Annotated in this window: 17 protein-coding genes; 7 read left to right on the top strand and 10 right to left on the bottom strand. The window is 73.2% G+C overall.

Translation table 11 applies throughout. The annotated features are described in order from the left end of the window. Positions 1 to 374: 374 nt before the first annotated feature. A complete protein-coding gene (locus M0M48_RS01805; protein WP_257754160.1) occupies positions 375 to 1259 on the top strand; it encodes a hypothetical protein in 885 nt (294 codons plus the stop codon). Here M0M48_RS01805 and M0M48_RS01800 read toward each other — a convergent pair. Then, a complete protein-coding gene (locus M0M48_RS01800) occupies positions 1256 to 6748 on the bottom strand; it encodes an ATP-binding protein (protein ID WP_257754159.1) in 5493 nt (1830 codons plus the stop codon). The two genes, M0M48_RS01805 and M0M48_RS01800, sit on opposite strands and share 4 nt — an antisense overlap. A 134-nt stretch (positions 6749 to 6882) precedes the next feature. On the opposite strand from M0M48_RS01800, the gene M0M48_RS01795 reads away from it, so the two are divergent. From M0M48_RS01795 to M0M48_RS01785, 3 genes are all read left to right on the top strand, one after another. Next, positions 6883 to 7134: a (4Fe-4S)-binding protein gene (locus M0M48_RS01795; RefSeq protein WP_257754158.1), complete on the top strand. Its 252-nt coding sequence runs from the start codon at positions 6883 to 6885 to the stop codon at positions 7132 to 7134. A 73-nt stretch (positions 7135 to 7207) separates the two neighbouring features. After that, positions 7208 to 7732: a methylated-DNA--[protein]-cysteine S-methyltransferase gene (locus M0M48_RS01790; RefSeq protein WP_257754157.1), complete on the top strand. Its 525-nt coding sequence runs from the start codon at positions 7208 to 7210 to the stop codon at positions 7730 to 7732. Between the two features lie 3 nt (positions 7733 to 7735). After that, the gene (locus M0M48_RS01785) at positions 7736 to 8632 is read left to right on the top strand and encodes an alpha-ketoglutarate-dependent dioxygenase AlkB (RefSeq protein ID WP_257754156.1); all 897 of its coding nucleotides are present in this window, start codon (positions 7736 to 7738) and stop codon (positions 8630 to 8632) included. Positions 8633 to 8656: 24 nt separating this feature from the next. On the opposite strand, the gene M0M48_RS01780 is transcribed toward M0M48_RS01785, so the two are convergent. Genes M0M48_RS01780 through M0M48_RS01770 form a run of 3 tightly spaced genes read right to left on the bottom strand, consistent with a single transcriptional unit; the run spans position 8657 to position 10358 of the window. Next, on the bottom strand, positions 8657 to 8986 hold the full coding sequence (locus tag M0M48_RS01780) for a GNAT family N-acetyltransferase (protein ID WP_257754155.1): 330 nt from the start codon (positions 8984 to 8986) through the stop codon (positions 8657 to 8659). Continuing rightward, positions 8983 to 9543, bottom strand: a complete 561-nt coding sequence (locus M0M48_RS01775; protein WP_257754154.1) for a YciI family protein — start codon at positions 9541 to 9543, stop codon at positions 8983 to 8985. Before M0M48_RS01775 ends, M0M48_RS01780 begins: the two co-directional genes overlap by 4 nt. A gap of 44 nt (positions 9544 to 9587) precedes the next feature. Continuing rightward, positions 9588 to 10358, bottom strand: coding sequence for an enoyl-CoA hydratase-related protein (locus tag M0M48_RS01770; protein ID WP_257754153.1), 771 nt, complete (start codon positions 10356 to 10358; stop codon positions 9588 to 9590). Positions 10359 to 10374: 16 nt separating this feature from the next. Between M0M48_RS01770 and M0M48_RS01765 the strand changes: the two genes are divergently transcribed. After that, the gene (locus M0M48_RS01765) at positions 10375 to 11049 is read left to right on the top strand and encodes a PaaI family thioesterase (protein WP_252373723.1); all 675 of its coding nucleotides are present in this window, start codon (positions 10375 to 10377) and stop codon (positions 11047 to 11049) included. 20 nt (positions 11050 to 11069) lie between these two features. Here the strand turns inward: M0M48_RS01765 and M0M48_RS01760 are convergent, their stop codons facing one another. Next, positions 11070 to 11447: an MmcQ/YjbR family DNA-binding protein gene (locus M0M48_RS01760; protein WP_257754152.1), complete on the bottom strand. Its 378-nt coding sequence runs from the start codon at positions 11445 to 11447 to the stop codon at positions 11070 to 11072. A 66-nt stretch (positions 11448 to 11513) separates the two neighbouring features. Here M0M48_RS01760 and M0M48_RS01755 point away from each other — a divergent pair, with 66 nt between their 5' ends. Both M0M48_RS01755 and M0M48_RS01750 read left to right on the top strand, forming a co-directional pair. Next, on the top strand, positions 11514 to 12260 hold the full coding sequence (locus M0M48_RS01755; protein WP_257754151.1) for a helix-turn-helix transcriptional regulator: 747 nt from the start codon (positions 11514 to 11516) through the stop codon (positions 12258 to 12260). Between the two features lie 64 nt (positions 12261 to 12324). Then, on the top strand, positions 12325 to 12732 hold the full coding sequence (locus tag M0M48_RS01750; protein WP_257754150.1) for a VOC family protein: 408 nt from the start codon (positions 12325 to 12327) through the stop codon (positions 12730 to 12732). A 93-nt stretch (positions 12733 to 12825) separates the two neighbouring features. On the opposite strand, the gene M0M48_RS01745 is transcribed toward M0M48_RS01750, so the two are convergent. The 5 genes from M0M48_RS01745 to M0M48_RS01725 form a co-directional block, all read right to left on the bottom strand. After that, positions 12826 to 13932 (bottom strand): ring-opening amidohydrolase, encoded by a 1107-nt coding sequence (locus tag M0M48_RS01745; protein WP_215816520.1) that lies wholly within the window; start codon positions 13930 to 13932, stop codon positions 12826 to 12828. A gap of 1 nt (position 13933) precedes the next feature. Continuing rightward, on the bottom strand, positions 13934 to 14881 hold the full coding sequence (locus M0M48_RS01740; protein ID WP_257754149.1) for a carbamate kinase: 948 nt from the start codon (positions 14879 to 14881) through the stop codon (positions 13934 to 13936). Between the two features lie 62 nt (positions 14882 to 14943). Beyond that, positions 14944 to 15768: an SDR family oxidoreductase gene (locus tag M0M48_RS01735; RefSeq protein WP_257754148.1), complete on the bottom strand. Its 825-nt coding sequence runs from the start codon at positions 15766 to 15768 to the stop codon at positions 14944 to 14946. Between the two features lie 8 nt (positions 15769 to 15776). Continuing rightward, positions 15777 to 17780 carry a hydantoinase B/oxoprolinase family protein gene (locus tag M0M48_RS01730; RefSeq protein ID WP_257754147.1) on the bottom strand — a complete coding sequence of 668 codons (2004 nt, stop codon included), beginning with the start codon at positions 17778 to 17780 and terminating at the stop codon, positions 15777 to 15779. A 1-nt stretch (position 17781) separates the two neighbouring features. Further along, positions 17782 to 19860 carry a hydantoinase/oxoprolinase family protein gene (locus tag M0M48_RS01725; protein WP_257754146.1) on the bottom strand — a complete coding sequence of 693 codons (2079 nt, stop codon included), beginning with the start codon at positions 19858 to 19860 and terminating at the stop codon, positions 17782 to 17784. Between the last annotated feature and the right edge of the window lie 22 nt (positions 19861 to 19882).

The raw sequence follows: 19882 nt of genomic DNA, 5'->3' as shown, positions 1-19882 counted from the left end.
CACCCGTGGTGTCAAGGAGGCCGACATATCAGTTGCCTGGGACTTTGTCCCTGTCGTCAGCATCGGAGATGCCCTTGACAGACCGCCCGGCTTCCGGGGTTTGATGGACGACCTGGGCTGCGGGAACGGCTCAGGTCGACGGAGAAGGCGGTCTGGTGGCGCGCAATCACCGAGAGGCAGCACGGCTCGGGCCGGGGCCCCGGGTACGAGCGCGCCGGCCTCGGTCGGCCTGGATCGGCGGCCTCGGAGCAGTCGGCATCACCGTCGCCGCGATCAGCGTCGCCAGTCTCGCCGTCGGGGCAGGGCAGCCTCCTGCCGCGTCGAGTCATCTCTGGTCATCCGGCGAGCCGTCAGCCACCGGTGCACCGACGACAGTGTCCGACCACGAACTGACGACGGCTGCCCTTCCGGACGCGCCGCGGTCGACTGCTGCGCCGGCCTGGTACCGGGTCGTCGGGCGAGGACTCGCCCCGACGGCTCGCGTCGCCGCGATCCCGCCCGCCGCCCGCACGGCGTACGAGCGCGCCGAGACCATCATCGCCGCCGCCGAGCCCCGCTGCCGGCTGTCGTGGCACCTGCTCGCCGCGGTCGGTGGCACGAGCACCGACCACGGTCGGGTCCGTTCGTTCCGCCTGGTCGTCACCGGGCTCGACGAGGACGGCTCCGCCCGACCGGCGATCGTGGGGCCCGTCCTTCACGCGGGCGAGCGCGGGCTCGTCTCCGACACCGATGCAGGCGCCCTGGACCACGACCCGGCCAACGACCGCGCGGTCGGCCCGCTCCACCTCAGCCCGACCCTGTGGTCGCACGTCGGGCTCGACGCCGACGGCGACGGCGTCCGTGACCCTCAGGACGTCGACGACGCCGCGCTCGCGACGGCGGTCCTCCTGTGCAGCACCGGGCTCGGCCTCCGCTCCCCCGAGAGCCAGACCACCGCGCTCGCCCAGCTCAACGCGAGCGCTGCCTTCGCACGTCGCGTCGTGCGGCTGGCCGAGGCCTACCGGGCCGACGACGCGCTCCACCCGGGGACGGCGCCGGTGGCCGGCCCGGTGCCGCCCGGTGCGCCGCCGTCGAGCGACGCGGCCTCGCCCCAGGCCACGACCGAGGTCGAGGAATGGTTCCGCACCCACCCCGACCAGCGCTGGCGCGACGCTCCGTCGCTCTCCGCCTGGGCGCCGCCACCGTCCCCGTGGGTGCCGACGACGCCGGGCACGCCGCCCTCGCCGGCGGCGGACCCGACCGGTCCCGCGCAGCCCTAGCGGCCCGCGAGCCCCCGCTCGATCGCACCGACCACCTTGGGCCGCAGGTCGCGTGCCGCGATCACCTCGTCGACCGAGCCGACCTCGACGGCGCGGTGGATGTCGTGGACGCCGTCGAACTCGGCGGCGACCTCGGCGATCTTGTCGGCCCGCAGCTGTGCCCGAAGCTCGGCGAGCTCGACGACGAGGGCGCCGCGCTCGCCGTCGTCGGCGTGGTCGATGCGCTCCTGGAGCTCGGCGACCTTGGGGTCGGCGGCGGCGCGCTTGGCGACCTCGGCGGCGAAGACGACGGCGGCCGCAGGCGCACCGCCGAGGACCGAGGCGTAGGAGCCCTCGATGGCGAGGACGGTCATCGACGGGTTGAGCTGCTTGGAGAACACCACGAACGCGCCGCCGTGGTAGCGGGAGATCACGCAGAACACGATCGGGCCGTCGAAGTTGACGATCGCGCGGCCGATCTCGGCGCCGTACTCCAGCTGGAGGTTGCGCATCGACTCCGGGGAGCCGTCGAAGCCCGACAGGTTCGCCAGTACGACGAGCGGCCGGTTGCCGGAGGCGGCGTTGATGGCGCGGGCGACCTTCTTCGACGACCGCGGGAACAGCGTGCCCGCGGTGTAGGTGTCGGGGCCATCGGTGGGAGGGAAGCCCGCGCGGGGCACCGGCTTGGACTCGATGCCGACGAGGCTGACCGGGTAGCCGCCGATGCGGGTGTCGACGACGACGGCGGTGTCGGCGTCGGCCATGCCGGCCCAGCGCTCGAGCATCTCGTGGTCGGCGTCGGCCAGGGCCCGCATCACGGTGCGGATGTCGAAGGGCTTCTTGCGGTCGGGGTTGTGGTCGGGCGAGAAGATCTCGCCGACGGTCGCGAAGTCCGTGCCCGGGTGCGGGTACGACGTCACGTCGCGCTGGACCGGGTCGGTGGACGGCGCGCGCCGCGGCCCGGACTCGCCCGGGGCGACGTAGGTGTGGTCGTAGTGCGCCATCAGCACGCCGAACGCACCGGCCAGGTCGGGCACCCAGTACTGAGCCTGGCCGTTGGGGCCCATCACGCGGTCGTAGCCGCCGATGCCGTGGTTGTCCTCGGCCGAGACCCCACCGGAGAAGTCGAGGGACTGCTTGCCGGTGAGCACCATCGCGCTGTCCGGGGTCATCACGAGGATGCCCTTGGTGTGCATCAGCATCGTCGCCTCGGCGTTCCAGTACGGCTGGGCACCGACGTTGATGCCCGCGACGACGATGTTGATCTCGCCGCCGTCCTGGGTGAAGTGCACGATCCGGCGCAGCGCGGCGGCCACCCAGTCCATGTTCTCGGTGCCGCTCTCCATCGAGATCCGGGCACCGGCGGAGACGGCGAACCACTCGACCGGGACGCCGAGGCTCTCGGCGAGGTCGATGGCCGCGATCACGCGGGCGCACTCGGGCTCCGACAGCGCGCCGAGGGACATCAGCGGGTCACCGCAGAGCACGACGCGGGTGACGCCCTCGGGGTGCAGCGGCGTCGGGGTGGAGACGACGGCGACGATGATGCCGGCCTTGTTGTGGCCGGGCGCCCGGTCGACGGGCACGAGGACGCCGGTGTCGTCGAGGTCGTGCTCGACGACGGTGCCGCCGCCGGCCAGGACCTGCTGGAGCTCGTAGGGGTAGACCAGGCCCCGGCGGCGGGCGCGGAGCACCTTGCCGGCGTACTCGTCGAGGGGGGCCAGCGGCTCGGTGGGCGGCGCGACGATGTCGGCGACGACCCCGGCGCCCGGCTTGGCGTGGAAGCGGATGGCCAGCGGGGTGGTGGTGCCGTCGGGTCCGGCCACCCGGCCCTCGGCGAGCACCTCCTCGATCCCGGCGCCCTCGCTGAGCGGGGTGATCTTGCCCTGCAGCGCGGTGAGCTGGTCGAGGTCGGCCTCGACCACCGGCCACACCGTCACCCAGACGTGGTTGACGTCGAGCTGGGTGCCCGCACGGCCGCGCGCCGTACGGACCCGGCGGATCGCCTCGAGGCAGTTCTCGACCGCGCGCTCGGCGTGCGGGAGCGCGATCACCCGCCCCTCGTCATCGCGTACGACGGCCAGCTGGCGCACCTGCGCGGCCGCGACCAGGCGCCGGTCGGCCGGGTTGGTGCGGGCCACGCACTCGTAGAGGAGCACGTCGTCGGGCGCGGGGAGCCGGGTGACGTCGAACTCCGCGAGACGCCCCAGGTTGAGCCGCCGGCCGACCATCGGGTGCATGCCGCGGACCAGGGTGTCCTCGACGAGCGCACCGCCCTCGGGACGGAACGTGAAGTAGTCCACGGGCTGGGGCGCGGCCGGGCAGACCGCGACCGAGACGCGGCGGGCGCGCGCGGCGAAGTCCTGGCCGGCGAGCATCGCGGCGACCTCGGCCGAGGCCCGGTCCGGGTCGGCGGGCGCGTCGGGCCAGCGCAGGTAGATCTCGACGACGTCGTCGTGGTCGGCGGTGAGCGCGCCGGCGATCGCGGCGCCGAGCGCCCCGGCCGGGTCGGCCAGCTCGGTGACGTCACCGACGGTGGAGACGACGCGGGTGGCGCCCTTGTCGTCGGTGGCGTACTCGGCGTGCACGACCGGCCGGCCACCTGTGCTCGTGACGGTCAGGTCGTGCAGGTCGTACTCGAGGTAGTGGCGCCGGATCAGCACCTCCAGCAGCGGCTCGCGCTCCGGGAGGCCGTCGGCGAGGCGGTCGCGAAGGAAGCCGACGAGCTGCTCCGGGATCGCGGTGAGGGCGGCGATCCGGGCATCCCGGTCGGGCGCGGAGTCGTCGGCGAGGGCGGCGACCTCGGCGGCCACGCCGTCGAGCACCGCCCGCCGCGCGTCGTCGACGAGCGGCTGGTCGAACCAGGCGAACCGGACCGATCGGGCCAGGTCGCCGACCACCGCGAACCGGAGCTGGGTGGCGCGCACCAGGCGCTCCAGCAGTGCCCGGGCCTCGGCCTGCTCGTCGGCCGGGAGCGGCGGCGGGGTGCTCAGCCAGCGCTGCAGGACGCCGACCGCGATGTCGACGTCCGAGGGGTGCTGCTGGGCCAGGAAGATGCGGAACACGGCCCGCTCGAGCTCGGGCGTGCGCTCGAGGTCGGTGATGCCGTAGTGCGCGAGCGCCCGGGACAGCTTGTCGCGGAAGTGGTCCGGGAGCGCCCCGCGGTCGGGGTCGAGGCTGCGCAGGTAGGTGTGGAAGTGCTCCCGCGAGCTGTGCACCCGGAGCTCGGTGTGGGCCTCGTCGCCGGCGGGCCGGTTGCGGCTCAGCTCGGCGACGTCGGCGAAGAGCTCGAGCAGGTCCATCTCGGCGCGCAGCGCGCTCGGCTCGCGGGTGGCGAGGTGACCGGCGAGCAGGGTGCCGCGCTGGTCGGGCGCGATGTCGTAGCCCAGCAACTGACCGGCGAGGGCGCCGAGGCTGTCGGTGGCGACGCCGGCCCGGCGCGAGGTCGGCAGGTCGAGGTCGGCGCTCGCCGTACCGGCGCCGGCGGCGGGTGCGCCCGCCTCGTCGGCGTCGCTGGTCGGGTCCAGGCGCACCAGCGGCGCACCGGTCTCGACCTGGCCGCCGACCCGGACCAGCAGCTCCTTGATCCGGCCGGCGAACGGCGCGGGGAGCACGGTCTCCATCTTCATCGACTCGAGCACGAGCACGGGCTGCCCGGCGGCGACCTCGTCCCCGACCGCGACCGGAGTGGCGTCCACGAGGGCCGGCGCGGGCGAGCGGACCATGCCGCCCTCGTCGCGGCTGACCCGGTGCATCACGTCGTCGACCTCGACGAGGTGGACCGTGCCGTGGGTCGCGGTCACCAGGCGGTAGCGGTGCCCGTCGACGGTGAGGCGGCCGTGCACGTCGTCGATCCGGTCGAGGACCGCGGTCACGGTGCGCTCGGCACCGCCGCCGGCGACGGTCACGTCGTACTGGGCGCGGCCCGTCTGCCGCACGGTCAGCGCGTACGTCGCCCCGCGCAGCTTGAGCTCGATCGTGCGCGACGGGTCGTGCTGGACCTGGGGGCGGCCGCCCTGCGCGGACTGGAGGAACCGCGCGATCTCGGCGCCCTCCTCCTCGTCGTAGGCCTCGATCGCGGCGGCGACGAGCGCCACGCCCGAGTGCCGGGCCGACTGCAGCCGGCCCTCGCCGCGGACCCGGTCGATCCAGCCGGTGTCGGCCCAGGCCGGCGTACCGACGGTGACCTCGGACTGGTCGAGCAGGTCGAGGATGAAGCTCTTGTTGGTGGCGCCGCCGTCGATGACGACGGTGGTCTCCCCCATCGCCCGCCGCAACCGGGCGAGCGCCTGCTCGCGGTCGGCGCCCCAGGCGATGACCTTGGCGATCATCGAGTCGAAGTCGGCCGGGATGACGTCGCCCTCGGCGACACCGGTGTCGACCCGGATGCCGGGCCCGGCGGGCAGCTCGAGCCGGCTGATCCGGCCCGGGGCGGGCGCGAAGTCGCGGTCCGGGTCCTCGGCGTTGAGCCGGGCCTCGACGGCGTGACCGCGCTCGGCCGGGCGCTCCCCCGCGAGCGGGATGCCGCGCGCCACCTGGATCTGCAGGGCGACCAGGTCGGTGCCGGTCACCTCCTCGGTGATCGGGTGCTCGACCTGGAGACGGGTGTTGACCTCGAGGAACGCGAAGGTGCGCGTGCCGGGGTGGTAGAGGAACTCCACGGTGCCCGCGCCGGCGTACCCGACGGCGTTGGCGAGCCGCTCTGCGGACGCCTTGAGGTCCTGGGTCTGCGCGTCCTCGAGCAGCGGGGACGCCGACTCCTCGATGACCTTCTGGTTGCGGCGCTGCACGGAGCAGTCGCGCACACCGATCGCCCAGGCGGTGCCCTGACCGTCGGCGATCACCTGGACCTCGACGTGGCGCGCGTCGGTGACGAGCTTCTCCAGGAAGACGACACCGCTGCCGAAGGCACGCTCGGCCTCGTCCCGGGTGCGCTGGTAGGCGTCGGTCAGCTCCTCGGCCGAGGTGACCTTGCGGATGCCCCGCCCGCCGCCGCCGGCGGTGGCCTTGAGCATCAGCGGGTAGCCGACCTCGTCCGCGCTGGCCAGCGCCGCAGCCAGGCTGTCGACCCCACCGCGGCTCCACGGCGCCACCGGTACGCCGACCTCCTCGGCGATCAGCTTGGAGCCGATCTTGTCGCCGAGCTTGCGCATCGCCTCGGCGCTGGGGCCGATGAACGTCACGTCCAGCCGCGCGCACAGCTCGGCGAACGCCGGGTCCTCGGCGACGAAGCCCCACCCGACCCAGGCCGCGTCCGCGCCGCTCGCGACCAGCGCACGCTCCAGGACCGCGAGGTCGAGGTAGGGCCGGTCGGCCGCCGCCCCCAGCAGGTACGCCTCGTCGGCCTCCCGCACGAAGGCCGAGCCCGCGTCGACGTCCGTGTGGAGCGCGATCGTCCGGATCTGCTCGCTCCCGGACGTGTGCCGGGCGTTGATGTCCCGGACGGCGTGGATGAGACGCATGGCGGCTTCGCCGCGGTTGACGATGGCGATCCGCGAGACCTGAGGCACGCTCCCGACCCTTCCATCCGGAGCGGGCCCGGCTCCAGTGGAGATCCCACAGCGTTGACGAGGATTGGTTGTTGACCCTCAACTCACGGACCGGGCGTCCTCCCCCGGGAGCCGGGCGACGTACGCTGAGGACCGTGCACCCCCGCGAGGCCCCCCGCGAGTACGCCGGCGACGGCATCGTCGTGACCTGGGAGCCGGCTCGCTGCCAGCACGCAGCCGAGTGCGTCCGCGGCCTGCCGACCGTCTTCGACACCGCCGCCCGCCCCTGGATCGACCCGAGCCGGGCGAGCGCCGACGAGATCGTCGAGGTGGTCGACCGGTGCCCGAGCCATGCGCTGGGCTACCGCACCGCCGACGGGCGCACGCGGTCCGCGCCTGCCGACTGACCTGATCGGCCCGGCCGCGACCTCACGTTCCGGCCGCGCCGGGCGTCTTCCTGCTGAGAGCAAGGAGACGCCCATGGAGACCCGACACACGGTCGTGGACACCGACCTCGGCCCGATCACCCTCGTCGCCACCCGCGGCCCGGACGGCGACGCGGTGAGCGGGCTGTACTTCCGCAGCCACCGGCGCCGGCCCGCCGCCGCGGACCTCGGGACCGCCGTACCCGTGGCGGAGGACCTGCTGCTGGGCGAGGCCGCGACCCAGCTCGTCGACTACCTCGGCGGCCGGCGGCTCGCGTTCGAGCTGCCGCTGGCGGCCGCGGGCGATGGCTTCCAGCAGCAGGTCTGGGCGCTGCTGGGGCTGGTCCCGCGCGGCACCACCACGACGTACGGCGAGATCGCCGCGCGGCTCGGCGACCGCTCCCTCGCGTGGCAGGTCGGTCAGGCCGTCGGCGCGAACCCGCTGTGCGTGATCGTGCCGTGCCACCGGGTGGTCGGGGCGAACGGCTCCCTCACCGGGTACGCCGGCGGGCTGCGCCGCAAGCAGGCCCTGCTCGCGCTCGAGGAGCAGGACGCGCGCGTCGCGGGCCGGCTCTTCTGACCCGTGGCCACCGCGACGTACACCCTGCTCGGCCCCGACGGCCGCCCCTACCCGTCGTCCGTCCCGGGTTCGTGGGGCGGGCACCGCCGCAGCCGCATCTACGGCCGCCTCGACTGCCCCACGGCGCTGCTCGCCATCGCCCGCGGTGGCTACGTCGCCCACCGCGTCTTCTTCGCCGACGAGGACATGGCCGTGGCCGCCGGGTACCGGCCGTGCGGCGCGTGCTGCCCCGACCGCTACCTGGTCTGGAAGCAGCGCCGCGACCGACGGGTCGAGGTCGCGCCGGGGGCCGTCCACGTACCGGGGTGGCTCGACCTCCCGGCGCAGGCGCGGCTCGTCGCGCACTTCCACCGGTGGGCGGCGGGGCCGGTGCCGATCCGGGCGGCCAAGGTCCGCGGCCACGAGATGTCGGTGCGCACCGTGTGCCTCGGCTGGCACTGGCAGCCGTACCGGTACTCGCGCACGGCCGGCGACGTCAACGACGCCCGGGTCCTCCCGCTGCCCGACTGGCTGGCCGACCTCGGACGGCGAGCCCTCGCCGACGCCGGGTGGTCGCCGGCCGAGGCCGCCCGATACCGGCCCGACGCCGCCCTGGTGAACTTCTACGACGCCACGGCCCGGCTCGGCATGCACCAGGACAAGGACGAGCGCTCCCCCGCGCCCGTCGTGTCGTTCTCGATCGGCGACGACTGCACCTTCCGGTTCGGCACCACCGAGCACCGCGGCCGGCCGTACGACGACCTCCGGCTCCGCTCCGGAGACCTCTTCGTGTTCGGCGGCCCCGCACGTCTCGCCCACCACGGCGTCCCCCGGATCCACCCCGGCACCGCGCCCGAGGGCTGCGGGCTCGAGCACGGGCGGATCAACATCACCCTGCGCGTCACCGGGCTCCCCGGCTGACCGCTCGTCCGAACCGGCGCGCAGTCAGTCGCGGGCGGTCGAGGGCGCCCGGTGGTTGCGGTAGTCGAGGTCGGCGTACTCGGGGTGGCGCACGATGAAGGCGTGCACGAACGGGCACACCGGCAGCACCAGCCGCCCGCTCCCCCGTACGTCGTCCAGTGCCGCGCGGATCAGGCGCGAACCGACACCGGCGCCCTCCAGCTCGCGGTCGACCTCGGTGTGGGTGAAGACGATCAGGTCCTTCGCCTCCTGGTACGCCGCCAGCCCCACCTGGGTGTCGCCGCGCCGGATCTCGTACCGGCTGAGGTCCCGGTTGTTCGTCACCGTCAGCTCGTCGTGGTTCACCGCGTTCATCCCTGGTCCTCCGTCCGGCGGCCCCCGAAGTGCCAGCGATGCACCTCGACCGCATCGTAGCGATGGGCGGCGAGGACCTCCCGCGCCGCGTCGAGCCCCGCGGCCCGGACCAGCACCGCCGTACCGAGCCAGGTCTGGCCGTCGTCGGACAGCAGCGCACCGCAGCCGATCAGGTCCTCCGAGTCCGGCACCACCGGCTCGGGCCCCGGCTCCGGCCCGAGCCCCAGCACCAGGTAGCGGTCGTCCCCGTCCCTCCCCCCGGCGAAGTCCCAGATCGTGCGCCCGAGGTCGTTGCGGAAGCGGCGCACCAGCACGTCCCGATAGGCCCCCGCCTGGTACGACGGCTCCTCGAACGCGAAGCGCCACGCCGCCGCCGGGTCGGCCAGACCGAGCACGTGGACGCTGCCCGTGAGCACCTCGCCCGTCGCGTCGAACGTCGGCCCCCGCGCGATCATCGTCTCTGCGAAGCCGTCCATGTAGGACCAGTGCTCCTCGACGAGAGCCCGGCGCAGGTCGCCCGAGCCGGGCCGGTCGCGGTGGTAGACGAGGAAGTCCATGCCCCAGTTCTACCCGGCTGCCGAGCGGCGCGGCGCAGGCGGCCTCAGCGCCCGGTCCAGCGCGGCTCGCGCCGCTCGAAGAACGCCGTGATCCCCTCGGCGACGTCCGCCGAGGCCAGCAGCCGCGCGTGCGCGGCGTGGCTGGCGGCCCAGCTCGCGGACTCGTCGCCGTTGATCTCGTCCTGGGCCAACGCCAACGCCTCCCGTACGGCGAGCGGCGCGTTGCCGCTGATGGTGGCGGCCAGCCCGAGCGCGACGTCGAAGGTCGCGCCCGGCTCGACCAGGCGGTTGACGAAGCCGAGCCGCTCGGCGCGCTCGGCGTCGATCGGCTCGCCGGTCAGGAGCATCTCGCGGGCGACGTTGGCGGGGAGCACGCGGGGGGCGCGGAAGACGCCGCCGAAGTCGGGCAGGAGGCCGCGCTTGACCTCGGGGAAGCCGAAGGTGGCGGTCCGGGAGGCGACGACGAGGTCGCAGGCCAGGACCAGCTCGAGGCCGCCGCCGAGGGCGTAGCCCTCGACCGCGGCGATCAGCGGCTTGGGGCGCACGCGCGACATGATCCCGGCGATGCCGCCGCGCTCGGTGGGCTCGCCGGGGCCCTCGGCGAGGTCGGCGCCGGCGGAGAAGACCGACGGTCCGCCGGTCAGCACGCCGCACCAGAGGGAGTCGTCGTCCTCGAGGAGGTTGAGGGCCTCGTCGAGGCCCTGGGTGACGGCGCCGTTGATGGCGTTGCGCTTGGCCGGGCGGTCGAGACCGATGACGAGGGTGCGGTCGACGCGGATGGTCTGGACGGCCGGGGCACCGGTGCTGTCGCTCATGCGGGACAATCTAGGGATGACCATGGAGATGTTCATCCACGACGAGATCCCGTCCGGCGAGGTCGACCGTCGCGAGAAGGTCCTCTCCTCGCTCACCGACTCCGTCCGCGACCTCGTCGACGCGACCATCCGTAGCACGGTCGCCGACGACGAGCTGGTCGCCGTACGAGACGAGGTGGACGCGCTCGTCGCCCGGCTGCGCGCCGCCCAGCTGCCGGGTCCGGCGGGGGTGCGGTTCAACTCCGAGGGCCGCTCGTGGAACTGGGGCAACGCCGTGGTCGGGCGCGGCAACGCGATCGCGCCGCCGGTGCTCAACGTGCACGACGACGCCAGCGCCAGCGCGTACGCCGAGGTGACGCTCGGCGCGGCCTACGAGGGCCCGCCGGGGATGGTCCACGGCGGCATCTCCGCGCTGCTGCTCGACCAGATCATGGGCGAGACCGCGAGCGGCTTCAAGCGGCTCACGATGACCGGCACGCTGACCCTGCGCTACCGCCGTCCGCTGCCGCTCGGGCCGGTCCGGCTCGAGGCGCGCATCGCCGACGAGAACGGCCGCAAGATCACCGTCGAGGCGAGCATCGGCGTGCCCGGCGAGGAGGCCGCGGTCGAGGCGAGCGGACTGTTCCTGATCCCGAGCTGGGCGCCGATCGACGAGACCGAACAGGGCTGGTCGCGCTCGGCCGAGGGCTGAGCCGAGCGCTGACCCGATCGCTAGGGCCGGTCGACCAGGTCGGCCAGCCGCGGCGGCGCCTGGAGGCAGTAGGAGTCGGTGAGCAGCTCGCCGAGCTCGACCCAGTCGGTGTCGTCGTCGATGAGCATGCCGACGACATTGCCGCCCCACTCCGCCCGGAAGTACGGCGCCCCCAGGTGCTGGAACGCCATCACCTCGTCGGGCTCGGCGCGGAACACGATCCGGTAGAGCTGGTCCTCGCCGCCGAAAACGTGGGCCACCGTCGAGGTCGTCCCGGACACCCGCCAGCGCACGCCCACCCAGGCGTCCTCCTCGGCGCACTCGGGGAGCCGGGCGAAGATCGCGCGCAGCCGGGCGACGTAGGCGTCGGGGACGTCGGGACGGGTCGGGCGAGGCACAGCACGAATGTCCCACACGCCGCCGACAGCCCGGCACTGTCCATGCTCGCGCCTAGCGTGCGGGACATGAACCGCACCGACCGTCTCTACGCGCTGGTCGAGGAGCTGCGCGCCGCCGGCCCCCGAGGACGTACGGCGAGCCAGCTCGCCGCCCACTTCGAGGTCAGCGTCCGGACGGTCGAGCGCGACCTCAGCGCCCTCGGCCAGGCCGGCGTACCGCTGGCGACCAAGCAGGGCCGCACCGGCGGCTACAGCCTCGACCCGTCGATGACGCTGCCACCGCTCAACTTCACCCCGCGCGAGGCGACGGCGCTCGCGATGGCGCTCAGCAGCAGCGCCCACGTGCTGTTCGCGCGCGATGCCCGCTCGGCGCTGCAGAAGATCGTCGCCGCGATGCCGCCGGCCGCGCTCGCCGAGGCCCGTACGGCGGCGGCCAAGGTGCGGCTCGTCGTACCGCAGGGGGCAGCGCCGGACGCCGACGTCGCCGAGACCATCTGGCAGGCGGTGCGCCGGGGCCAGGTCCTCCGGATCGGCTATGTCGACATCGACCGCGTCGAGTCCGAGCGCGAGGTCGAACCGCAGCACGTGGTCGTCGGCCCGCGCGGGTCCTACCTGACCGCCTGGTGCCGGCTGCGCGAGGACGACCGGGTGTTCCGGATGGACCGGATCACCCGCGCCGAGCGCACCCCCGCGCTCCCCCGCGGCCCGCGCCGGCCGATCGAGCCCGAGATCCCCGGGCAGCTCATCGCCCGGCCGGAGGCCGCGCTGGGCCCGGACAAGATCCTCGCGATGGCCGCGGAAACTCCGACATAGGGCTGTCGCCAACCGCTGGGAGCGTGGTCGTCGTACCCACCCGACACCTCCAGGAGGACCCACCATGACCACCACCCCCGCCGCCCCGCCCGTCCCCGGCACCGTCGCCTGGTTCGAGATCGCCACCGACGACCCGGGCGCCGCCGAGACCTTCTACGGCGGCCTCTTCGACTGGTCCTTCGCCGCCGACGAGGCCTCCCAGGCCGGCGGTCTCGACTACCGCCTGGTCACCGCTCCGGGCGGTGGGGGCGCACCCTCGGGCGGCATCTTCGGCACCGGCGGCCAGCTGCCGGGCCACGCCGTGTTCTCGATCCTCGTCGCCGACGTCGCCGCGACCTGCGTGGCGGCCGCCGAGCTCGGCGGCACGGTGCTCAGCCAGCACCTCGACGTCGGGCCCGGGGTGCCGACGTTCGCCTACCTGCGCGACCCGGCCGGCAACCAGTTCAGCGTGTTCTCCCCGCCGGCCCGATGAGCCGATGAGCCCCGGACACGGCGAAGGGGCCCGACCGGTAGGTCGGGCCCCTCCTGGCCCAGGCTCGCGCCGGGGCTACACGGCGCGGGCTGGTCAGCCCAGGTCGACGATCGCGGCGACGGGGCCGCCACCCTCGGGACCCTGGTGCGCGGCCGAGACCGACACGAAGACGGCCGGGTCGCCCGTGACGGCGGCGGTCACGCCACCGACGCACGACTTGATCTGGCGGTGCCAGTGCACGTCGGAGTCGTCGAGCATCGCGTTGCGACGACCCCGGACCTCACCGTTCTGCGAGGCCTCGCACTTGAGGAACACGTTGACCAGGCGGCCGTCGAGGTCCGCGGTGCGCGGGCGCTCGGGCAGGTCGAGGCCGGCGTTCTTGATGGCGTCCCAGATGCCGTCCTGGTCGAGCGCGTCGTTCATCACCGAGTGGCCGATGCGGTAGCGGCCGCCGACGCCCTTGGCGTTGCCGACCACGACGATCTGGGCCTGGTCCAGCTCGACCCCCGAGGAGCACGAGGCCACCGACGAGTACAGGTCGCGGTTGTTCATCACGTCGGCGTCGGTCGGCATCTCGATCTCGCCGAGGGCCACGGCGATGCCGAGGCCGGTGACGCCGTTGGACAGGTCCATCGACTCGTGGGTGTGCTCGGTCCAGACCTCCTTGCCGCGGCTGTGCGCGTCACGGATGGTGTGGATGGTGAGCAGCGGGGTCTTGGTCTGCACGTAGTGCACGTCGGCGACGTCGGTGATGCCGGCACGCTCCATGGCGACCTTCACGCCCGCGGCGACCTTCTCGATCATCGCGACGTAGCCGATCTCCTCGGGCAGGATCGGCTCGCTCATCGCGAAGCCGACCGTGAGGCGCTGCTCGTCGCGGCTCGGGTCGTCCTCGGGAACGTCGACCGTGGCGAAGATGGTGGCGTGGGGGCTGATCACGCCGTCGGTGCCGCCGGACCACACGATCGGAACGCCCTTGACCTGCTCCTCGGGGGCGCCCTTGGCCATCAGGACCTCGCGGAAGGCGCGGTCGGCGATGATCCGGGTGTAGTCGTTGACGCCGCCGTTGCCCTCGGTCTTGCCGATGATCGCGATGACGCGGTCGGCGGCGAAGACGCCGTCGTCGATGAGCTTGGCCAGCTCGGAAGCGTCGGCGACGGAGTGGATCGGGACCTTACGGACCTCGATGGCAGAAGGCATGTCAGGCTTCCTTTCGGTTAGGGGTGACGATCGTTCCGGCCTTGCCGGAGGCGGCAGCGACGATGCTGCTGAGATCGGTGATGACGCCGAGGCGGCCGGACCGCTCGACGAAGCGGCAGATGGCGTCGACCTTCGGCCCCATCGAGCCTCCGGCGAAGTGCCCGGCCGCTGCGTAGGAACGCATCTGGTCCAGGGTGACCTCGCCGATGTCCTCGGCCTCCGGCGTACCGAAGCCGAGGATCGCGTGCGCCACGTCGGTGGCGATCACGAGCATGTCGACCTCGACCGCGCGCGCGAGCAGCGCGGCGCCGAGGTCCTTGTCGATGACCGCCTCGACGCCGGCGAGCGTGCCGTCGGGACGACGGACGGTCGGGATGCCCCCGCCGCCGTTGGCGATCACGACGAAGCCGGCGTCGACGAGCGCGACGGCGGCGGGCGCGTCGATGACCTCGAGCGGCTCGGGCGAGGCGACCATGCGTCGCCAGCCGCGCTCGCCGCGGTCCTCCCACGTCTCACCGTGGTCGATCATCGTCTGCGCCTCGTCGGCGGACAGGTAGCGGCCGACCGGCTTGCTCGGCGCCGCGAACGCGGGGTCGTCGGCGTCGACGCGGGTCCGGGTGACCAGCGCCGCGGTGGGACGGGCGATGCCCCGCGCGGCGAGGGCCGCGTCGAGGGCGTTCATCAGGATGTCGCCGAGGGTGCCCTGGGTCTGGGCACCGCACCAGTCGAGCGGCACGGGAGGTACGACGGGGGCAGCGAGCTCGTTCTTGACGAGCAGGTTGCCCACCTGGGGACCGTTGCCATGGGTGATCAGGACCTCGACGCCTTCGGCGACGAGGTCGGCGACCGCCTCCATGGCCTCGGTCGCGGCAGCGATCTGGTCCTCCGGACGGGCCTTGCCGTCCGGCGACGTCATCGCGTTGCCGCCGAGGGCGAGCAGGATTCTCATGACTGCGAACCTAGTGAGCCGGGTCACCCGCGTTCATCGTGAGGATCAGCCAACTCCCGGCGTCAACCCTGGCAACTCCTGCCAGCCAGCTCCCGGGACAACACTTCACCAAGACCTGCCGGCGCGCGGCCGAGCAGCGCACCGAGCGGCACGCCCCCGGTCGGGAGCCCGTGGTCGTCGTAGTAGGCGAACATCGCGCGCAGCCAGACCCGCTCGCGCTCGTCGAGCCCGGTCGCGCTCTCGTCCCAGTCGTCCGGGTCGATCCGGCGTGCGAGCACCTCGTGACCGAGCACCGTCGCGGCCGCGGCGGCGACGTCGGCGACGCTGACGAGCGCCGGTCCCCCGAGCTCGTACGTCGCCCCGACGTGCCCCGGCCTGGTCAGCACCACCGCGGTGGCCGCTGCGACGTCGTGCAGGTCGACCAGCCCGAACGGCGTGTGCACCGCATAGGGGACGTCGAGCCGGGCGGCACCCCCGGAGCCGGCCGCGGACTCGGCGCCCGCGACGAGCGCGGGCACGAAGTTCTGGACGTAGGCGCAGGGCTGCAGGATCGTCCACTCCAGCCCGGAGCGGCGGACCAGGTCCTCCGCCTCGGCCTTGCCGACGTGGTGCGGCATCGCCGGCACGTAGGGCGAGGCGACCGAGTGGTAGACGATCCGGCCGACGCCGACCTGGTGGGCCGCGGCGAGCACGGCGGTGACGTACCCGGGCTCGTCCGGGTGGAGGTTGGGCGCGATGACGTGCACCGCGTCGGCTCCGGCCAGGGCGGCCGGCAGATCACCGAACGCGGCCCGGCCCAGGGGGCGTGTCGCCACGCCCGCCTGAGCCAGGGCCGCGCTGACGGCGCGGCCGGTCTTGCCCGATCCTCCGAGGACCGCGACCTTCACGGCGATCCTCAGAGGGTGTCCACCGCGGCCGCGGCGGCGCCACCGGACAGGGTGCTGTAGCCGGGGCCACGGTCGAAGAAGACGTCCTCGTCGGCCGGAGCCGGGCGGGCGGCGCGCTCGGCCGTGGTGGCCGCGGCGTCGTACCCGAGGGTGTCGTCGTCGAGCGAGCCGGTCAGGACCACGCCGTAGTCGGCGAGGGCCGCCTCGGCCGAGACCTTGCGCCACACGACGTCGCGGACCACGAGCTCCGGGTCGCGGTCGACCGGGTTGCCCCAGCCGCCGCCACCGGTGGTGCGGATCCGGATCGTCTCGCCGGCCACCACGGGCTCGGCGTCGGCGAGGGCGTCGACCTCACGCTCGTTGGGGCCGCCCGGGTCGATGGTGACCTGGAACGGCTTGCCCGCCTTGCCGCCCTTGACGCCCCAGCAGGCGAGGATGGAGCGGTCCGCGATGGACATGAAGTGCGCGTCCTTGAGCATCCGGATGTGCTTCTCGTAGCCCAGGCCGCCGCGGAACTGACCGGCACCGCCGGAGTCCTGGGCGAGGCTGAGCGACTCGACCACGAACGGGAAGCGCGACTCGGTGAACTCCGTGGGGAGGTTGCGCGAGTCCGGGACGACGTGGATGGTGTCCTCGCCGTCGGCGTAGTAGCGACCGCCCGAGCCGCCGCCGAGCACCTCGCGCATGAGGTACGAGCGGCCCTCGAGGTCCTCGCCGTAGACGCCGGTGTAGCGGATCGTCTCCTGGTCGGCGGGCATCTTGCCGTCGACCGCCTTGGCGATCACGCCGGCCAGGACGCCGAGCAGGCGCAGGATGACGAACGTCCGGGCGTTGGTCGGCGCCGGGAAGATCGGCGTCAGCAGCGTGCCCTTCTCGGGGAAGCGCATCTCGATGAGCGGCACGACGCCCTCGTTGACGTCGAGCTCGGCCATCCGCTCCGGGGTGTCGGCCAGGTTGCGCAGGATCGGCGCGAGCCACTTCTTGAGGAAGACACCGTCGGAGTAGTCACCGCAGTGGTTGATCGGGCCCTTGGCCTGCGGGCCGGTGCCCGCGAAGTCCAGGATGAGCCGCTCGCCCTCGGGGTCCTCGGCCGCGGTACGGGTCAGGGTGATCCGCTGGGTGTGCAGCTGCGGGTCGTCGACACCGTCGTGCTCGGCGTAGTCCTCCCAGGTCCAGGTGCCGACCGGGATCTTGGAGAGGATCTCGCGCCGGTAGGTCTCGGTGGAGCGGTCGATGACGGCGTCGAAGCAGGCCTCGACGGTCTCGATGCCGTAGCGGTCGAAGAGCTCGCCCAGGCGCCGCGCGCCCATCAGGCAGGCCGAGCACTCGGCGTCCAGGTCGGCCGCGAGCGACTCGGGCATGCGCGAGTTGCGGGTCATGATCGTCAGCGCCGAGCGGTTCGGCACACCGGCGTCCCAGAGCTTGATCGGGGGAACCGCGAGGCCCTCCTCGAACACGCTGGTGGCGTGGGACGGCATGGAGCCGGGCACCGCGCCGCCGATGTCGTCGTGGTGGCCGAAGGCCTGGATGAACGCGACGACGCGCCGCTCCCCCTCGGGGCCGGCGAACACCGGGACGGTGACGCACAGGTCGGGGAGGTGGCCGATGCCACCCTCGGAGAGGTAGACGTCGTTGTGGAAGAAGACGTCACCCTCCTTCATCTCCTCGATCGGGAAGTCCCGGGCGACCGGGTGCACGAGCGCGGAGTACGAGCGGCCGGTGAGCTTGCGCAGCAGCCGGTCGTGGATGCCCGCGCGGAAGTCGTGGGCGTCGCGGATCATCGGCGAGCGGCTGGTCCGCGCGATGGCGGTCTCGACCTCGTGCTCGACGGCGGCCAGCGACCCCTGGACGATCTCGACCAGGACGGGGTCGGCGCTGCGGCCGGCGTCCTCGGTCAGGGTGCCGAAGGGGAACTGGGTCGGCGCGCGGTGCGAGGTGATGTCATCGTCGTGGGTGAACGTCCGCGGGGCGGCCGGGTTCTGGACAGAGATGGTCTGGCAGCTCAGGCACATGTCAGTTTCCCTCCGAGCGCGTCACGATGATGTTGGCGTAGTCGTCGACCCGGGCGGTGAAGCCGGGGTGGACGGGCACGGTCGAACCGAACTCCTCGATGATCACCGGACCGGTGAGCACCTGGCCGGCCGGCAGGTCGGGGCGCCAGAAGATCGGCGTCTCGACGTACCCGGCCTCGGCGTCGAAGCAGATGGAGCGCGTGCCCGTGGGCTGCGGCTCCGGCTTCGCCTCGTCGGCGCGGAGGATCTCGGGGCGCTTGATCGGGCCGACGCCCGAGACCCGGAGGTTGACGATCTCGACCTGCTGCGAGGAGTCGCCGGAGAAGTCGTAGCCGTAGAGCACCTTGTGCTCGGCGTGGAAGCGGTCGGCGACCGCGCTCAGGGTCTCGGTGGTGACCGGACCGTCGGGGACGCCGACCCGGACCTCGAAGGCCTGGCCGAAGTAGCGCACGTCGGCGGTCCGCACGAAGACGTGGTCCGCCTCGGCGAAGCCCTCCTTGCTGAGGGCCTCCGCGGCCCGCGCCTGCAGGACGTCGAACTCGCGCTGGAGGTCCGCCGTGTCGACGTTCTCCTGGAGCGCGACGTGGGTCTGCACGTAGTCGTTCTTGACGTCGACCGTGAGCAGGCCGAAGGCCGAGACGTTGCCCGGGTTCGGCGGGACCAGCACGGTCGGGACGTTGAGGATGTCCATGAGCCGGCACAGGAGCAGCGAGCCCGAGCCGCCGAACGTGGTGAGGGTGAAGTCACGCACGTCGAGGCCGCGCTTGACGGTCACCTGGCGCAGCGCGTTGGCCTGGTTCCACGCCGAGATCTCCAGGATGCCGTTGGCGCAGGCCTCGGCGGTGATGCCGAGCTTGCCCGCCAGCTGCTGGATCGCGGCGGTGGCCGCGTCGACGTCGAGCGGGATCTCGCCACCGAGCAGGTGGGGAGGGATCCGGCCGAGGAAGACGTGGGCGTCGGTGATGGTGACGTCCGTGCCGCCCTTGCGGTAGCAGATCGGGCCCGGGTCGGCGCCGGCCGAGTGGGGGCCGACCTTGAGGGTGCCCTCGGGCGAGAGCCAGGCGATGGAGCCGCCGCCGGCACCGACGGTGACGACGTCGATCATCGGGATCTTGGACGGGTAGACGCCGACGCTGCCCTCGGTGGTCAGCGTGGGCTCGCCGTCGATGACGACCGAGACGTCGGTCGACGTACCGCCGCCGTCGGAGGTGAGGACCTTGTCGAAGCCGGCGACCTTGGCGATGAGGGCCGCGCCGAGCGCGCCCGCCGCGGGGCCGGACAGGACGGTGGTGATGGGCTGGTGCACGACCTCGTCGGCCGAGAGCACGCCACCGTTGGACTTCATCACGTAGAACGGGACGGTCCGGCCGGTCTGCGCGGCCAGGCGGTCCTTGATGTTGTTGACGTAGCGGGAGAGCTTCGGCTTGACCGCGGCGTCGACCAGGGTGGTCATCGAGCGCTCGTACTCGCGGTACTCACGCAGCACCTCGCTCGAGATCGAGACGACCGCGTCGGGGTGCTCCTCGGCGATGATCTCGCGCATCCGCTCCTCGTGGGCGGGGTTGGCGTAGGCGTGCAGGAAGCAGACACCCAGCGTGTCGATCCCCTTGGCCTTGAACCAGCGCGCGACCTCACGGGCCTTGGCCTCGTCGAACGGACGGATCTCGGCGCCGGTGAAGTCCAGGCGGCCGCCGACGCCCTTGACCAGGTCCCGCGGGACGATCCGGTCGGGCTTGACCCAGAAGTAGGAGTTGCCGTAGCCGTCGGGCACCGACTGACGGGCGATCTCCAGCATCGCCTCGTAGCCCTCGGTGGTGATGAACCCCAGCGCGTCCACCTTGCCCTCGAGGAGCTGGTTCGTCGCGACCGTGGTGCCGTGGCTGACCGCCACCACGTCGGAGGACTCCGCTCCCGCGATCTCCAGCACCTTGTCGATGCCGGCCAGGAACCCGTCGGCCGGGTTCGCCGGCGTGCTCGGGGTCTTGGTGGTGATCACCGCACCGCTGTCCTCGTCGAAGGCGACGACGTCGGTGAACGTGCCGCCGGTGTCGATGCCGATTCTGATCCGCCTCGCTGTCATGGGTCACATTCAAGTGACCCGC

This window comes from Pimelobacter simplex, from assembly GCF_024662235.1.
GTDB lineage: Bacteria > Actinomycetota > Actinomycetes > Propionibacteriales > Nocardioidaceae > Nocardioides.
Note: the sequence above shows the minus strand (reverse complement) of the source record. Positions and strands in the feature narration are given on the sequence as shown.

Bases quoted from the DNA above. Each gene is read 5' to 3' on its own strand.
- M0M48_RS01770 (WP_257754153.1), bottom strand. From the start codon at position 10,358: ATGAGCGACAGCACCGGTGCCCCGGCCGTCCAGACCATCCGCGTCGAC.
- M0M48_RS01780 (WP_257754155.1), bottom strand. From the start codon at position 8,986: ATGAACGCGGTGAACCACGACGAGCTGACGGTGACGAACAACCGGGAC.
- M0M48_RS01730 (WP_257754147.1), bottom strand. From the start codon at position 17,780: ATGTGCCTGAGCTGCCAGACCATCTCTGTCCAGAACCCGGCCGCCCCG.
- M0M48_RS01725 (WP_257754146.1), bottom strand. From the start codon at position 19,860: ATGACAGCGAGGCGGATCAGAATCGGCATCGACACCGGCGGCACGTTC.
- M0M48_RS01790 (WP_257754157.1), top strand. From the start codon at position 7,208: ATGGAGACCCGACACACGGTCGTGGACACCGACCTCGGCCCGATCACC.
- M0M48_RS01765 (WP_252373723.1), top strand. From the start codon at position 10,375: ATGACCATGGAGATGTTCATCCACGACGAGATCCCGTCCGGCGAGGTC.
- M0M48_RS01745 (WP_215816520.1), bottom strand. From the start codon at position 13,932: ATGCCTTCTGCCATCGAGGTCCGTAAGGTCCCGATCCACTCCGTCGCC.
- M0M48_RS01775 (WP_257754154.1), bottom strand. From the start codon at position 9,543: ATGGACTTCCTCGTCTACCACCGCGACCGGCCCGGCTCGGGCGACCTG.
- M0M48_RS01740 (WP_257754149.1), bottom strand. From the start codon at position 14,881: ATGAGAATCCTGCTCGCCCTCGGCGGCAACGCGATGACGTCGCCGGAC.
- M0M48_RS01750 (WP_257754150.1), top strand. From the start codon at position 12,325: ATGACCACCACCCCCGCCGCCCCGCCCGTCCCCGGCACCGTCGCCTGG.
- M0M48_RS01755 (WP_257754151.1), top strand. From the start codon at position 11,514: ATGAACCGCACCGACCGTCTCTACGCGCTGGTCGAGGAGCTGCGCGCC.